We start from the raw sequence: 15,986 nt of genomic DNA on the forward strand, positions 1-15,986 counted from the left end.
TGCGTATGGCTTGTAGATGCGCTACGCGCTATCGAGGTCGTCCTGGCTTGGCACGTACTCCATTTGCGCTTCTAATTCTTTTAACCGCCGATTAAAGCCAATGGGTGATGGGTAGTCACGTCTGCTTGCTTCGCAGGCGAGCAAGGGCGGCACCTGTAAAATCTCTGGTGTGGGCACCGGTTTGGCTTTGGGCATGACGTCCAGCAATAGCTTGCCCAGCGCAGCATGTTGGCGGCGCTCAATCTCTTCACTAGTCCAGCGTCGACTAGCATTATCCATCAAGGGGTCGATACTGCTCCCTGGCTGGCTTGATACATCAATGCCTAGCCTCGCCATGTGTGCATAATCGTTGTAAGTCCCTTCATGAATGCTGTTGAACAGCCTTGGCAGCTCAGCGCTCAAGGTGGCCATTTCCTCACTATGGCTCATATCCTTAAGACACTTCATCAACCTCTTGCGGGATAAAATTTCCGCCAGACGACCCATAGATCCTTCCAGCGGTTGCCGAGCCAAATGCGTCTGCATCTTGAGCCATTCCTGTTGCGGCTCTAGCAGCTCGATCATTTCCTGGGTCTGCGCAACTTCAGAGGTCAACTGGCCTTTTTGCTTAAGCTTGTCACGCACCGCCTTGCTCTGCTCGCCAAACCCTTTCACCAAGTCCTGACGCCATGCGCCTTCCGTGTCGTCTATCTGGTGTTGTAGTGCGCCCAGCGTCTTTCGCAGTTTGTCCAATCGGCCCGTTACGCTTTCAAGCTTCGAGCGACGAGCGAGGTAAACGGCGCGTAGCTGCTCAATCTCCGTCTCCAACTCGGTTTCATCGCTCACGGCGGTTTCGGGGGCTTTGGAGTGCTTATTATCTGTTGCTTGCATGGTGCCTTGCTCCTGCTCAGGTGCTTGGGAGGTGGCGGGTGTCTGCTGGGTCATGTTGGCCTCACTGTTGGCATGCGTGCGCAGGTGAAACGGTGGAGCCAATGCCCCACCAACGGGAAATGTTTAGCTGGGTGAAAAACGCCTGCCAGGAAGGGAAAGGGGTCGCCTCCTTGCAGATATGGGAATAATTCTCAATACCTCCCATATATAATTCCCCTGTCTGATTTTGAAAAACGGGGGCAACGTGGCAACAACGGCAATAGCATTGATTTAATTGATATTTTTTTTGGCAACCTGTAGCCGCTTTTTTAAAACGGCAACAGACAGAGTCAGGATCTATATAGATATAAAGATATGTGTTGCCTTTGTAGCCACCTCTCTTATTAATAGGCAACACCTGTAACCCGCATGGTTGCTGGGCGTTGCCGTTGTAGCCAGTGTTGCCACAGAAACTAGGTTCACGCGTAAAAAGCCTCTGCATCATTCGCCCCCTCGCTCGCCGTCCAACTTGTCGGGATCAATGACGAAAAAGCGCGTGCTCCCTCCTCCTGGCAGGCGGTAGTTTTTCTGGCGGCGACCACTATCGGTTTTGGCCAGCACGTTGTAGGTTTCCAGTGTGCGAATTATGCGATCTCTGCCATACCCCGCGGCCGCTTCCGTTAGTGAGGCACGGTTGAACAGATAAAGGCGTTTTCTGTCCTCTATCTCGTAGTAACCCGCACGGTGCTTGATACCAGGATTAGGCAGCTCAGCGGCAATGTTGGAAAAGCGACTATCACCGTGCATAGCGATAAAGTCCGATAGCGCGCTAAGTATTTGTCGATCTTCGGCGTTCCCATCGCCAACCCTGGCGACCCACTCGCGGAATAGCTGACTACATGCGTTAGCGGCGGTGCCTTCTTCCCACGGTAAAATCCCGTAGGTGGATGCCAGCTCTCCCGCTAGTCCAATAATGGCGAAGCGATCCGCGACCCTACCCGCTTGCGGGCCATCAGAATTGAACCCTCCCCGCACCTCAGCGAACCGCTGATAAAAGTAGTCAGGGTCGGTTTCCTTAATGAGGTGCTCCACGAACGCAGGCCCCACCATGCCGTAGTGGTGTGCAGTGGCCGTGGTTAGCTTTCTATGGAAGGTAGCTCCGCTCATGCCGTGAACATCATCAAAGGCACGGTAGGTGCGTGTGCCCGCGTTAACATCCACCATGCGCAGCTCTGCCCCAGCGTGGGCGGCATTACCTGAAATGGCCGCATGTTCAGACAGTGACCGCTCCCCACTGGAAAGCGCTAAAACACGCCAGTAGAGCTTAGTTCGCCCTTCCCGTTCGCGAGTCATGGTGCCTTTGCCAGTGCCGTTAGCGATGGCGTAGGCCATTTCTTGTACCCGCTTGGGGTCAGCACGTTTGATCTCGTCCAGAATCAGCACCGTGTCATTACGGGACGATGCCTCAATCTCAATACCGCCCCGCGACATATCCCACGAAGCGGCAAAACGGCTGGGGTCGCCCCATACTGAGGCGGCGATAGCCTGAGCCAGTGACTTACCGCTCGATGAGTCACCTACCAAATGCACGCCACCACCGTTTACGCCTACTTTTGAAAGCAGCGGCCCCGCCAACGCGCAGCAAACCGATAGAATCAGTACCGGGTTGCCCTGGCAGTAGTGGGCTAGCTCGCTTTGCCAGCCTTCCAGCGTGCCCCGTTCAGAAAATAGGTGGGCCCCCTTGCCGCTGTCCTGAAAGCGCACGTCCTTACCGCCTAAAATTTTGCCGGGCAGTACAAACGCCCCGCTTGCATCGTGCCAGCCCGGTTTGGTGGTAGTGGCCAGCACGCGCTTTAAGTCGTGGTGACTGGCGATATAGGCAGGCACATAGCGGCGCTGGTGGTACTCCACTTTTAAGCCCTGGCGGAAAAGGGCTTTTAATATCTCCTCGCCCTTCCCAGCCAGTGCTTCCATGGGCATGACGTATTCAATGACCTTGCCCCGGTGCTTAAAGCGCAGTAAGCGGCCTACACTGCCGTCATCACTGTTGAGCGTTTCGGCATCCACATGCAGCGGTGCGCAGATCCATAGATCAAACGGTTGGCCAATGTCATCCCCTTGGCCCTGCTTGATGCCGTGAAACCATGTGCCCGCTCGAAACAGCTTGCCATCCACCAGAGTTTGCCCTTCGTACACGGCATAGCTTGGGCGCTCTAAAGCGTCGATCTCCGGCGCAGTCGGTTGGCCAACAAGCGCAAGGTGGCTTTGCTGCTCACGTTTAACCTCACTCATGGCGGCCCCCTTGTTGGCGATACCAGCACGCCAAGTCGTTAAAATCGGTCAGGCTATGCGGGGCTTCTGTCGGCCAAGCCGGGAACAGCACCAGTGCCCCCACCGCCAGTGCGGCGGCATTGGCGGCATGACGCCCAGGGTTTCCAGGGGTAGCGCGGTCATCATCGCCCGCAATGACCATTTCTAGGTGGCCATAGCGTTCACATAACGCACGCGCCACCGGCTCAAGGTTGCCCGCATGCATGGCGCACGCCACGGGTTCGCGGGTGTGGGCGTGGATAGTGGCTCCGGTGGCCCAGCCCTCGCAGACGTACAGCGTTTTTCCTGGCAGTACATGGCCAAGGGGTGAGTAAGCCCCCTGCACCTGCCCGCCTTTTAAAAAGCGCTTGTTCCCTTGAGCATCGATCAACTGCACATTGACCAATTCACCGTTGGCGTAAAGGGGCACCATTAGCTGCCCTTTGGGGGTTTGGCGTAGGCGGTAAGCGCTAATCCCCTTACGCACCAAATACGCATGCCCAGGGCAAGCGGGCTGGCCACTCAGCCACAGCTTTTTGGCTAACTCTGCAGCCTTTTGCAGGGCCAACAGGCGCTGCGCTTCCGCCTGCTGGCGTAGCTGGCTTTTTGTGGGGGAATACGTGATAGGGGGTGAGGCTTGCGCCTCACCGTTGCGATGAAAAATACCCAGCCCTAACCGCTGATCGATCATCATGGCGGCGTCTACCTGCCGACAGCCGCGCAAGTAACCAAGTAGCGACACCAAATCGCCACCATGGGCGTCTGAGTCAGCAAAGTCGTTCCACTTGCCGCTGGTGAGCGAGACACCAAACGAGCCTTTGCCTTGATCATCGCGGGCCGTGTTGCGTGCGACCCATTCGCTGCCCTGGCGTGCCCCATCGGGTAGCCATTCGGCGAGTAACGTTTCAGCGTCGCTTAATGCGGCGATGGCCACTTGCTGGATCTTTTGAACCGTCGTCTTAGCCATGGTCGCCCCCTTTGCTAGCAGGCGGTTGTTGGCGTTTAGACGCTTGACGGGCGGCAAACAGTAAATCCAATGAATCGGCTAACAACAGTCGGCATGAAATAGCGACGTGGGCTAAATCGCGTGCATCTGCACATGCGCCTGGGGCATCCAACATGCTAAGCGTCATCATCAGGTTACTCACCGCTTCCAAGCGAGTTTCACACTGTTCAAACAGGTCTTCAAAGTTGGCGCGAGGATCGACTAACAAGCATTCGGCTTCTGTTAGGCAAACCGCATCTTCAAGGCGAGGGGAATTCGTGAACTTAGTCATGAGCCACCTCCTCGACACACAAGCGCTCAAGCTCGACGAGAAGTTGGTCATGTTCTTGGTAAGAGAGGAGATTTAGCGCGGTGGCCATGCGTGCCATACCCAACAACTGGTTAAGCTGTGAAGGCTTACGGTTAACACGGTAGGCAATCAGTTTTGCACCGATTAGCGCGATAGCAACATGCGAGGGGGAAATGTGGGTGTGCGTAGACGCACCTTGGCTGTGATTGGCCATGGGTAAGACTCCTATTTGTTCCTTGGAGTCACCACGATCCTTCCTACGGGATTGGGTGGCGACCGTACGCGGGGTAGGAAACCGGTCAAATAGGAAACCGGCCACGCCGAAGCGTGCCCACGCACAGCCGCCATAACAACACATTCCAGGCGTAAAAAAAGCGCCTGCAATGGTAGGGGCGCTGTAGCGCCTATTTGAACTCGGGTTCCTACGCCCGGCTGTAGATTTTGCTACAGCAAGACCATGATAAGCATTCCCGAATGTTCCTCGCAAGTCTTTCAGGTCGAAAACGGCAAAAACTCTGCTAAAGTTATTCATACATCCCTCTTTGTTTATTTGTTCCCTTTGCCCCAGCGCTCCACACGCTGGGGCTTTTTTACGATCTATGGACAAAACTTCCCCATACCCGCTGGGCTTGGCCCAGCAGCGTTACCGCTTGCGGAATGAGGTTAGGGGGTTAGCAGTCGGTCAGTATTTCGGTGGCGGGCTGATGGCGGTTGAAGCGTTCCAGGCCATCACGCTGGCCATCTAACCATTTAGCGCTGATATCACCGGTCGACCCTTTACGGAAGGCCTTTCGGCTGGGTGATTTGGTGGCATCTACCATGGCGGCTTCAAGCTTGACCACATCGTCAGCGGTGAGCTTCAGCGTTGTTCCGTTAATCATGAATTCAAACTGGCTCATGCGTGGCGCTCCGGTTGGTGTGTGGTTATGCGTAACGGTGCTGGGCGGCTTCCTAAGGTTTGGCGCTTGCGTTCCTCCAGGCAGTTAGCAATCCAGCTATCCACCTCCTCCTCTAGCCAAGCAACGCTTTTGCCGCCAATCGGCACCGGAGCCGGGAAAGTGCCCTGGCGAATACCGTCATAAATGGCAGAACGGCTTTTACCGGTTTTCTGCTCGACCTCCTTGCGACGCAGCAGGCGATTACCTAGCTGGATCTTATTCACCGTTCTGAAAGGCGGTGTGTGAGTGGTGAGTTCAGGCATTAATTTGTGTCCTCGCGGTGTCATTCCGGGCAAGTGCCCTAGTGGCCCTATGAAGCTTGACGGTTATCGAAATGACGCGCCATCGATGCGCGTTGTGCCACGACTCCCGCACAACGGGATGGCACTTGAATGACTCTGGACAGCTAGACAGGTATCCAAAGCGGCTTTGGATGACACGGGAGAGGTTGGTTTTCGATGAGCCATAAGGTGGGTTCCTTCAGCTAGTGGTGATGTTGCAAGCCTTACGCTTGAGACACCACTAGCTTGACGAGGAACGAGGAGGACTACCAGAAAGCGCTGTTGTAAGAACTGTATGGATATACAACAGAAAGTGTTTAATGACCTATTTATAACACGTTGATAAAGCGTCACCCGTTGGAAAAACTTATTTTGTATTTTAAATTCAATAGGTTATAAAAAATCCAGTCAGTATTTACTTGTTGTAGAAAAAGGAAAATTTACAACACGCAGTTGCCTAAATCGTCACTCAGCTGCGGCGCTGGCTATTGCTCTACCCCTCCTTGGTAGCAATGGCATGCTCGATTGCGTGAAGCACTAGCGTGGTATCCACCACCGTAGAATTACCCTGGTGCAGGTTCGTCATGGCAAGGGTATGGATAGTTTCGGGAAGAATATCCACGGCGTCATAACTAAACTTCTCGAAGGTGTAGCAAGCGTCATCGGGAACCCATACGGTGAACCCTAAGTTAGAGGCGCTTCTTACTGTCGCCTCTACCGCCCCTTCACTGGTCGATCCCACCACTACGAGTTGGCGAATGGATCGCTTAAGCAGCCAATCCTCAATGTTGGAGCGTAAAAAAGCATCCGTGATGCTTTTATCGAAAATTTCCTCGTTAGCGAGAGGCTCTAAACCAAGTTTAAAACGCACACCAGGATGGCCGGGGGAATAGGGAGACTCTGGATCACCAGAGAGATGACGAACATGGATGATAGGCAGCGAGTTTTCACGCCATGCACTCAGCAGCCGATGCATGTTGTACTCTGCGCGCTCGTTATTGCGCTTTCTAAAATAGGGATAATACATATCCGCTTGCTGCTGATCGATAATCATCAACGCACATGCATCGGGGTTTAAACTCGTTAAATCGAAGTTTTCCGCTACTGCATCGATTGTCGTATCACCTAATACCTCCTCAGCTTTAAACTTAAAGCCACACTTCTTGTTAGTACACTCTTGGTATAAAACATGATACCCCTCTGTCATTTTCCGGCTTGATCTAGTTCGGGTTTTAGTTCCGCATTCAGGACATTTGATAGGCAGCTTAATTCGCATTTAAACCTCGGCGCTAATGTTATCTAGGTAATCCGCCCAAAACTGCATCATGGCGGGCCGTTGATCCGGGGCCATGTGCTGGGCATGGGTGTAAACGCCCTCGATCCCTGGCAGCTTGTGCGATAGCTGTAGCTCTATCCATTCCCTGGGGTAACCCAGCTCTTTTAAGCCGGTGGCCACCACATGGCGGGTACCGTGGGGTACGTGCCGCCCTTCATAACCCATGCGCTTTAGCGCCATGCCAAAAGCGGCATCTGAAATTGGTTTTCGTGGGTCGTTACGGCCAGGAAATAGCAATTTGAAGGGGGCTGTTAGCTTGTGAAGATAACGCAGCTCGCACAATGCCTGGCTAGGCAGGGGCAGTTGATGCGCCCTGCCCATTTTCATGCGCTCGGCGGGGATCTTCCAAACGGCTGCATCTAAGTCGAACTCTGCCCACTCAGCCCGGCGTAGCTCTCCAGGGCGAACGGCTGTCAGTAGCAACAGCTTTAGCCCAATGCGCACCATGGGGCTTTTATCGTACGCCTCAATATCGCGCACAAGCTGTGGTAGCTCGCTTTGGGGGATATGGTGGAAGCTGCCCCGTTTGTAGGGCTTAAGCGCCGTTTGAAGGTCGGTAAGGGGATTGTAGCTAGCTCTACCCGTGATGATGGCAAAGCGGTAGATATCGCGACAAAAGGCGTGCAGGCGGCGTCTCTGTTCGAATTTCCCTAAATCTTCAAGCGTGCGCAGTATGTCTAGCCATTCGAGGGGCAGAATGCTTTCTATTGGCCGATTCCCTACTTTTGGGAACACATACATTTCAAGCACGCGCCTGCTGTCATTGGCACGCTTAGAACTCTCCTTCCAGCGCGGCACCATGGCAGCGTGCCACTCCATGGCCAGCACTTCAAAGGTGTTTTCAGTTGCATACTGTCGTTGGCGTTTGTCGTTCTGCTTTTGCTCTACAGGATCAATGCCTTGGGATATTAAACGCCTCATATCCGTCCGCTTTTCCCTTGCTTCGGCAAGGCTCACCTCGGGGTATTGGCCAAGGCTGATCATGTTGCGTTTGCCGTTAGGGCGTGTGTAGCGCAAACGCCATCCTCGGCTGCCATTGGTTGAGATCCTAAGTTCTAATCCCATGCCATCTGAGAGGGTAATAATTTTCGTGCCGGGTTTAGTTGCGTTTATTTGTCGGATAGTTAGCGCCATGGAGGTATACCGAGTATTTCCGAATGAAGGCATATACCGGAATGTATACCACTTGGCAGCGGGATTTGGAAGGAACTGCGAGGAACAAAGAGGAGCTAAAAAACCATGTATTTCAGAGTATTGTACTCTTTTCTAGGCCTTCTCAGGACTTGCAAAGAACCCCAACTGGCGTCCCTGGCAGGAGTCGAACCTGCGACCTGCCGCTTAGGAGGCGGCTGCTCTATCCTACTGAGCTACAGGGACTTATGGGGCGCATAGTATAGCGCGTTGGAGAGTGTCAGCCAACCGCGCAGTTAAATCCAGCCTAACAGGCGCAGCGCAAAGATACCGGTGGTGACGGTGACACTGGCCATTAAGGTAGTCATCGCGACGATATTGGCAGCCAGCGCTACATTGCCGTTCATTGCTTTTACCATCACAAAGCTGGCGGCGGCGGTTGGGCTGGCGAAGAATAGAAATAACAAGCCTAGCTTTTCTCCAGAGAACCCTACCGCCCATGCGGCTAGCGTGGAGAGCAGCGGCAGCACAATCATTTTCATGCTACTGGCGCTTAATGCGATTTGGCTGCCGCTGCGCATGGTGGCAACCGAGAGCGTGGCGCCGACACAGATCAATGCTAGCGGTAACGTTAACGAGGCGAAGTAGTCGCCGGAGGTAATCAGCCAGCTGGGCAGTGGAATCGAAAACGCTGTAAATGGCAGCGCGGCGACTACAGAGATAATCAGTGGATTAGTGACGATATGCTTTAACAGGCTGCGCCAATTTGTCGATTGCCCAGGCTGGTAGGCCGCCAGGGCCACTACCGAAAGCGCGTTATACATCACAATCACTACGCCAAGCAGCAGGCTACCGGCCGAAAGCCCGTAGTTACCGTACATTCCCGCCGCCAGTGCTAACCCGACGATGCCGCAGTTACCCCGAAACGCGCCCTGTACATAAATACCGCGGTCGGCTTTAGGCACCCGATAGCTGGCCCATAGCCAACTGATTAGAAACTGGCCAAGTGTCGCGGCGGCAAAAAACAGCAGCAAAGGCACATCTAACGCAACACTTAGATCGGCTTTTATTAAACTCAAAAAAATCAACGTGGGGAGCGTTGCTTTGAAAACGAGAGCGGACGCTGTAGAGACAAATTCCCTGTCGATCCATTTTAGGCGCTTTAAGCCGATGCCGACGAACACCATGGCAAAAACAGGCAACGTGGTATCCAGCGTGCGGGAAAATAGCTCAAGTAGGTTCACGAAAGCACTCTCATTCGAATAAGCAGGCGCTTATATTCTACCGTCATTCGAGGTTTGTCGACTGATGGAAATAAATAACGGCCTTAACAAAAGGCTACCCCGAAGACGCAAAGACCAAATGCAGTGCCAATGTCACCGCTAATCAAACACCGACATTGGATCAGGTGCCTTGGACAGCTTGACCACCACATCATCACGGCCATGGGCTTTGGCTTCGTAGCTGGCGGCATCCGCGCGGGAAAGTGCCACGTTGTAGTTAGTGTCGTTCTCATCAAAGCAGGTCACCCCAATACTCAACGTTACGGTGTACTCTTTGCCTTCATGGGAAACCGACACTTCACTCACCGCTTGGCGTAACGATTCAGCAATGCGTTCTGCCTGGCCTAAAGTACAGCTCGGCAACAGCACCCCAAATTCATCGCCACCTTGGCGGGCTACGTGGTCACTGCGACGGACTTCCCACGCGACTACCTGGGCAATACGGCGCAGCATTTCGTCCCCTAATGCATGCCCACCTTCATCGTTAATGGGCTTGAAGTGATCAAGGTCGAATAGTAGCAGCGCTGACGGCGTGCTGGTTTTCTGAAAGTCGGCAAAGGCTTCGTCAAGACGGCGCTCAAACCCACGGCGGTTGAGCAGGCCAGTTAATGGGTCATGCTCGGCTTCCCAACGTTGAAGCGCTTCCTGCTCCCGGCGCTCAGTAATGTCTTTTACCACCCCTACCAAGCCAAGCGAGTTCCCCCCTTGGGAAAGCATGACCACACGGGCATGAATCTCAAGCCAAAGTATCTCATTATCACTGCGTATAAAGCGCAGCTGACGCACATAGTCATTGCCGGTTTTTAAGCTATGTATCCACATGTCTTTCGCGCCGGAACGATCATCTATATGGATTTGCTCAAGCCAGGCTTCCATAGGCAGATCAGGCTCAATACCCAAGATATCGAGTAGCGCGGGGTTCATATAGGTAATGTCGCCGCCAAAGTCAGCGACAAACATTCCTTGGGGCGAGGCATTGAGCACCGAATCCAAAAATGCTTCACGCTCTTGAAGGTGTCCAACGAGCTGCTGACGCTCGCTTTCAACGCGATTAAAGGTACTGGCTACTTTTTGTAGCTCTTGCATATTGGTCGCAAGATCAACGCCAGAACGGCGGCCAAGCCCGACGTCTCCAATTTGTGCTTCCAGCAGGTTCAATGGCGTTAAAATACGTGCCAGCAACCACCATAAAAGAGGCATCATTAATACCGCAGCGGCGCACCAAATCCACCATAGCTTATGGATAAAACCAGATAACGGTAATTGAGCTTGCTGCAAAGGAAGATAAAGCCCCACCACCCAGCTTGCTGACCACACTTGTGCATAGGACTGTAGGCCAACTCGGCCATCAAGCAACTTACCAACGCCATCGCCCTGCCAGCCGTCGAGCGCTAAGTCCAACAGCGGAATAGTCGTTGCATCAAAGCTATCGTTATTAATTAGCGCTCGATTCGGATGATACAAGACTCGGCCAGTTGCAGTAGAAACCGCAGCATAGCCTTCGCTACCCAATCGAATAGTTGCTAGGCGTTTGAATAACCCACTGCTATTTAAGCTGACAACACCACCAATCATGCCCGCGAACCGCCCGTCGTTATCTATCCGGGGAACACTGACTAGCACCATGGGCATCTCGCTAGCCCGCCCCACAAATGGCTCACTAACGTAAGGCCTTTGCGTACCTTGCAGCATTTTATAGTATTCAAGGTCGGCTGTTTCCAGGCCCACACGCCCCGCCAATGCCGGCCAATCAGACACAATTCTGCCGCTGCTATCGCTCACAACAATGGCATCGAACCATGCCAGTAGTGCGTCGTTTTTGCGCAGCTCATAGCCAAGCCATTCAGGATCATTGGTCATTCCAAGAACGTCGTTTAGCCGCTCTAACGCTTGGATACGGTGGTCGATTTGCTGGGTAACTTCATCCGCAATCAGGTCGGCCTCATAACGCATGTGGGCCATATTGGCTTCTTGCACCATGGTTTTCCCCACCTGCCACGCCATTCCCAACACCAGCCCAGCCAGTATCAGTAGCGCACACAAAAGCCCCAGCAGCAGCCGGCCTTTTAAAGAACTAACGATTGATTTACTCAGCATCGACTTCCTAAATATCAATCTTTTGCAGGCAGCAGCCAGACGCACCAATCACCACCTTGTTATTAACGTTTGCTACTTGCTCGTCCAATGAGCCAGTCCCAATTGCGCCATAAACCGACAACTTAACAAAATAGAGGAAGAAGTGCGCGTTGGTGAAATTCAACGTGGTTGCACCTTTGATATGTATCATTGTGTAACAGCAAACCCTCTTACCGTAAGACCACTTTAGGCTTAATTGATAACCTAGACCTTTTCACGTATGTTCGCCGCTTTAAATGTTTGCGTTTATATTTACGCATGTTTTTGACACTATTTCGGCTCTTTCATGGCAAAACTAACGGCAGGCTATACATCTCCCGGTATTACCAAGATCAACGCGCTTGCTTCTTTTTTGCCCGAATATTCGCATTTTTCACGCATTAGGCCACTGAGTTCTAAACCGAGTGCGGTTATTGGCTGGGGGCTCAAGCCCACGAGTGATGGTGCTCGTCATTATGCCGCTCGTCATCGCTTACCGTATGTCGCTCTTGAGGATGGCTTTCTTCGTTCTTTAGGACTAGGCGTCGAAGGCTATCAGCCTCATAGCATAGTCGTTGATTACACGGGTATCTATTATGACGCCTCTCGCCCAAGTGATTTAGAAAACTGGCTCAATCATGCCACCTTTGACGCCGAAGAGCTTGCCCAGGCCAGGCGCTGCATTGAGCAACTATCACGTTATCGCCTATCGAAATACAACCACGCGCCTGATTACCCGCTTCCCGTTGCTAGAAGCTGCACGGTTGAAGCTGGCAGTGTTAAGACTGACGGTGCTAGGGCTGACAATGCTAGGGCTGACAGCGTGTTGGTGGTGGATCAAACGGCAGGCGATGCCTCTATCCACTATGGCGGCGCTAACGCAGACAGTTTTCGGCAAATGTTAGCCTGCGCTTTAACCAATCATCCTGATGCCGATGTTTTGGTTAAAGTACACCCTGATGTTATCGCAGGCAAAAAGCTCGGGCATCTCGCTGACGCTCACGATAACCCTCGCTGCCATATCATCAGCGATAACATTAACCCTTGGGCACTGTTTGACCGAGTTCAAACCGTTTATGTCGTCACTAGCCAGCTAGGCTTCGAAGCCTTGATGGCAGGTAAGCAAGTACACTGCTTTGGCCTGCCCTTCTATGCGGGATGGGGGTTAACGCACGATCAGCTTAGCTGTACACGAAGACAAACCTCTCGGCGCTTGGAAGAGGTATTTGCCGCCGCCTATCTTCGTTACCCCCGATATGCCAACCCCTACACGGGCAAGGCCACAACGCTGGAAGAAACGATTGCCCTGATTGCCGATCAAAAGCGCCAGCAAGAGCGCCTGCGTGGTGAGTGGTTAGCCTGTGGCTTCTCTTCATGGAAGAAGCGCTTTATTGGCCACTTCCTGGGCCCAGCGGCAAAAGTCAATTATCAAAAAGAGCTGCCAGCCGCTTTCTCAGCGGAGGTTGAAAAACCCAATCTGCTGGTGTGGTCCAGTCGTATTAACGATGACTTTAAAGCCCGCCACCGTGACCATATAGCGGCGTTATGGCGAATGGAAGACGGCTTTATACGCTCCGTAGGTTTAGGGGTGGATCTCGCTCAGCCGCTCTCTTTGGTCATTGATCGACAGGGCATCTACTACGACCCCAGCCAGCCCAGCGAACTAGAAACGTTGCTGAATAGCGCTGATTTCAGCGATGACTTGTTAGAGCGAGCGGAACGATTGCGCGAACGATTGGTCGCATTGAAGCTTTCCAAATATAATGTACCGGGCGAAGAAGCCATTGAATTACCCGCTAACAAGCACATTATTTTAGTGCCAGGCCAAGTGGAAAGCGATGCGTCGATTGCAACAGGTTCGCCAGAGATAAGTACCAACAGTGCACTGTTAAAAGCCGTGCGGGACACCAACCCCGATGCTTTTATTGTTTACAAAGCCCACCCTGATGTGATTTCCGGCGCGCGTGTCGGAGCACTCGATACCAACGCCAAACGCCTGTATGATCTCGACGCTAGTTCTATCGATATCACCGTGTTGTTAGCACGCGTTGATGCCGTGCATACCATGAGTTCGCTGACTGGCTTTGAAGCGCTACTTCGTCGACGCCAAGTATGCACCTATGGCCTGCCGTTTTACGCCGGCTGGGGGCTAACCCAGGATGCCATGCAGTGTTCGCGACGCAACCGTGTGCTGTCGCTGGATGCGCTAGTCGCAGGAACACTGCTTCTATACCCAAGCTACGTCGATCCCGGCTCTCGGCAGCTGTGTAATGCTGAAACGGTAGTCAGCCTGCTGGAGCAGGCTAAATTAGAAAAAGTTAAGTCTCAAAAACATATGCTTACATGGAAGCAGCGGCTATATCGCTGCTATCGTAACTTATTCATTGGAAGTCATTAAGTTGAAGCAAAAGCGTGCATTCTTATTTCTCCAAGGCGTCTGCTCGCCCTTTTACCAGCGTCTTGCCCGTCGGCTAACCGACGATGGCCACCGCGTGGTAAAGGTTAACTTCAACGCTGGCGATATCGCCTACTGGCAGCGCACCCACAGCCAAAACCATTTGTTTCGTGGCCCACTAAGCGAGCTACCGGCTTATATCCAGTCGTTGTGGCAGCGTTACAGCATTACCGATCAGGTGCTATTTGGTGACCGACGTCCGATTCACCGCCCAGCGGTTGACTTAGCCGCCGCGGCTGGCATTCGTACCCACGTTTTTGAAGAAGGCTACTTTCGCCCTTTTTGGGTCACGCTTGAACGCGAGGGTGTTAATGGCCACTCGCTACTGCCCCGAGATCCCAAGTGGTTTTTTGAAACAGGCAAAGCGCTGCCCAAGCTCCCTGCCCCGGTTCGCTTTCGTTCGTCTTTTAAAATCCGTGCCGCTCACGACATGTGCTACCACCTAGCGGGGTTAGCGAACCCCTTGGTGGCTCCCCACTATCGTAACCATGCGCCTATCACTGCGCCGGTGGAGTATGCGGGCTACGCCAAACGCTTCACTTTACTTAAGTACTGGAAAAGGCGTGATGCTACGCGGATAAAAAACCTTATCGAAGGCGGCAAGCCTTATTTTATGTTGCCGTTGCAGCTCAACACCGATGCACAGATTCGTGACCACTCACCTTATGCCAATATGGAAGAGGTGATGGATCACGTTATGGGGTCATTTGCGCTAAACGCCCCTAGCGATGCGCTGTTATGTATCAAAAACCACCCGCTGGATATGGGGCTGGTTAATTACCCGAACATCATTAAACGGCTGGAAGATTTTTACGGCCTACATGGGCGCATCGTTTACCTGGAATCAGGCAATCTCAACCCATTGCTTAAACACGCCGCAGGCACCGTCACAGTGAACAGCACGGTCGGCATTGTGTCCCTTGAAAAGCAGTGCCCTACCTTTGCCCTCAGCGACCCCATCTACAATTTAGCGGGCCTCACCTACGAAGGCTCGCTAGACGAGTTTTGGCACCAACCACCGCTGCCCAGCCAAGCGCTGTTTGGCTATTTTCGCAATACGGTGATGCACACTACGCAAATCAACGGTGGTTTTTACTGCCAACCCAGTATCGATTTAGCGGTGAACAACGCAGCGCGTATACTAGAAGCCTGCCCTTCACCCCTGGAGACGTTGCTGTGAACGTTGCTGCGAACGGTGTAACGACCTCTTGCCCTGCTAATGCCTCCCGCTGCGTGCTGATCACCGGTGCCACTGGCGCAATAGGCGGGGCGCTGGCCCGTGCTTATGCAGCTCCGGCTACGCACTTGGTGCTACACGGCCGCAATCAGCAGGCGCTTGAAGGCTTGGCGATGGCATGTCGCGAAAAAGGTGCACAGGTGACGCTGTCATCAGCCAGCTTAACCGACCAGAGCGAGCTCAACGACTGGCTCGATACGCTATGCGCCGAGCACGTTCCAGATATTGTGATTGCCAATGCGGGGGTCAATACTCATCCCAGCGCAAGCACGCTAGAACCTTGGGACGAGGTTCAGGCGCTGCTCGATGTCAACTTGAAAACCCCCATTGCAATGGCGCAGCGGCTAGTTCCTGCTATGCAAGCACGGGGCAGCGGTCAATTGGTGTTTATTAGCTCGTTAGCGGCCTGGCATGGGCTACCGACAACGCCAAGCTACAGCGCTAGCAAGGCAGGTATTAAAGCCTACGGAGAGGGCTTAAGAGGCTTGCTTGAACCCCACGGCATTGGTGTGACCGTGGTAATGCCTGGCTATGTTACTTCCGCCATGTGCAACGCCATGCCAGGCCCGAAGCCTTGGGAGTGGCCGCCAGAGCGAGCCGCTGACGCCATACAACGAGGCATCGCCGCTAACCGCGCTCGCATTAGCTTTCCCTTCCCGCTGAATTTCGGTACTTGGTGGCTAGCCGTGCTACCGGCGAGCATTTCTCAATGGCTTATCAAACGTCTTGGCTTTAATCATACCGGGGGCGCGTAGC

General features: G+C 53.3%; 14 protein-coding genes, 1 tRNA gene and 1 pseudogene. 3 read left to right on the forward strand and 13 right to left on the reverse strand.

The genetic code is table 11. The features are described from left to right. Nucleotides 1-21 precede the first annotated feature (21 nt). The 13 genes and pseudogenes from IR195_RS13355 to IR195_RS13410 all read right to left on the reverse strand — a co-directional run bounded on the left by IR195_RS13355 (nt 22) and on the right by IR195_RS13410 (nt 11,520). A complete protein-coding gene (locus IR195_RS13355; protein WP_206047794.1) occupies nt 22-924 on the reverse strand; it encodes a hypothetical protein in 903 nt (300 codons plus the stop codon). A gap of 426 nt (nt 925-1,350) precedes the next feature. Next, complete coding sequence (locus tag IR195_RS13360) at nt 1,351-3,141, reverse strand: DUF927 domain-containing protein (protein WP_206047795.1); 1,791 nt, start codon at nt 3,139-3,141, stop codon at nt 1,351-1,353. Next, nucleotides 3,134-4,126, reverse strand: coding sequence for a toprim domain-containing protein (locus IR195_RS13365; protein ID WP_206047796.1), 993 nt, complete (start codon nt 4,124-4,126; stop codon nt 3,134-3,136). Before IR195_RS13365 ends, IR195_RS13360 begins: the two co-directional genes overlap by 8 nt. Then, complete coding sequence (locus IR195_RS13370; RefSeq protein ID WP_089038671.1) at nt 4,119-4,436, reverse strand: cyclic nucleotide-binding domain-containing protein; 318 nt, start codon at nt 4,434-4,436, stop codon at nt 4,119-4,121. Before IR195_RS13370 ends, IR195_RS13365 begins: the two co-directional genes overlap by 8 nt. After that, complete coding sequence (locus IR195_RS13375) at nt 4,429-4,668, reverse strand: hypothetical protein (RefSeq protein WP_206047797.1); 240 nt, start codon at nt 4,666-4,668, stop codon at nt 4,429-4,431. The genes IR195_RS13370 and IR195_RS13375 overlap by 8 nt, the downstream gene beginning before the upstream one ends. 457 nt (nt 4,669-5,125) lie before the next feature. Then, nucleotides 5,126-5,353 (reverse strand): hypothetical protein, encoded by a 228-nt coding sequence (locus tag IR195_RS13380; protein WP_206047798.1) that lies wholly within the window; start codon nt 5,351-5,353, stop codon nt 5,126-5,128. Further along, nucleotides 5,350-5,655: a helix-turn-helix transcriptional regulator gene (locus IR195_RS13385; protein WP_206047799.1), complete on the reverse strand. Its 306-nt coding sequence runs from the start codon at nt 5,653-5,655 to the stop codon at nt 5,350-5,352. Before IR195_RS13385 ends, IR195_RS13380 begins: the two co-directional genes overlap by 4 nt. 511 nt (nt 5,656-6,166) lie before the next feature. Beyond that, nucleotides 6,167-6,727 carry an isochorismatase family protein gene (locus IR195_RS13390; protein ID WP_241006722.1) on the reverse strand — a complete coding sequence of 187 codons (561 nt, stop codon included), beginning with the start codon at nt 6,725-6,727 and terminating at the stop codon, nt 6,167-6,169. A 129-nt stretch (nt 6,728-6,856) separates the two neighbouring features. Continuing rightward, nucleotides 6,857-6,949: pseudogene (locus IR195_RS20630) on the reverse strand (hypothetical protein); the annotation flags it as partial. Beyond that, nucleotides 6,950-8,143 carry a tyrosine-type recombinase/integrase gene (locus IR195_RS13395; protein WP_206047801.1) on the reverse strand — a complete coding sequence of 398 codons (1,194 nt, stop codon included), beginning with the start codon at nt 8,141-8,143 and terminating at the stop codon, nt 6,950-6,952. It abuts the pseudogene before it with no gap. A gap of 166 nt (nt 8,144-8,309) precedes the next feature. Then, nucleotides 8,310-8,386, reverse strand: a tRNA-Arg gene (locus IR195_RS13400). 50 nt (nt 8,387-8,436) lie between these two features. Beyond that, on the reverse strand, nt 8,437-9,384 hold the full coding sequence (locus tag IR195_RS13405; protein WP_125749705.1) for an AEC family transporter: 948 nt from the start codon (nt 9,382-9,384) through the stop codon (nt 8,437-8,439). 138 nt (nt 9,385-9,522) lie between these two features. Beyond that, the gene (locus IR195_RS13410) at nt 9,523-11,520 is read right to left on the reverse strand and encodes a sensor domain-containing diguanylate cyclase (protein WP_206047802.1); all 1,998 of its coding nucleotides are present in this window, start codon (nt 11,518-11,520) and stop codon (nt 9,523-9,525) included. A 325-nt stretch (nt 11,521-11,845) separates the two neighbouring features. Here IR195_RS13410 and IR195_RS13415 point away from each other — a divergent pair, with 325 nt between their 5' ends. The 3 genes from IR195_RS13415 to IR195_RS13425 are packed head-to-tail and all read left to right on the forward strand — an operon-like array spanning nt 11,846 to nt 15,985. Continuing rightward, the gene (locus IR195_RS13415) at nt 11,846-13,936 is read left to right on the forward strand and encodes a capsular polysaccharide biosynthesis protein (protein WP_206047803.1); all 2,091 of its coding nucleotides are present in this window, start codon (nt 11,846-11,848) and stop codon (nt 13,934-13,936) included. Nucleotide 13,937: 1 nt separating this feature from the next. Further along, nucleotides 13,938-15,173: a capsule biosynthesis protein gene (locus IR195_RS13420; RefSeq protein WP_125749714.1), complete on the forward strand. Its 1,236-nt coding sequence runs from the start codon at nt 13,938-13,940 to the stop codon at nt 15,171-15,173. After that, the gene (locus IR195_RS13425) at nt 15,170-15,985 is read left to right on the forward strand and encodes an SDR family NAD(P)-dependent oxidoreductase (RefSeq protein WP_206047804.1); all 816 of its coding nucleotides are present in this window, start codon (nt 15,170-15,172) and stop codon (nt 15,983-15,985) included. The genes IR195_RS13420 and IR195_RS13425 overlap by 4 nt, the downstream gene beginning before the upstream one ends. Nucleotide 15,986: the final 1 nt, after the last annotated feature.

This window comes from Vreelandella venusta (assembly GCF_015689495.1).
Taxonomy (GTDB): domain Bacteria; phylum Pseudomonadota; class Gammaproteobacteria; order Pseudomonadales; family Halomonadaceae; genus Vreelandella; species Vreelandella venusta.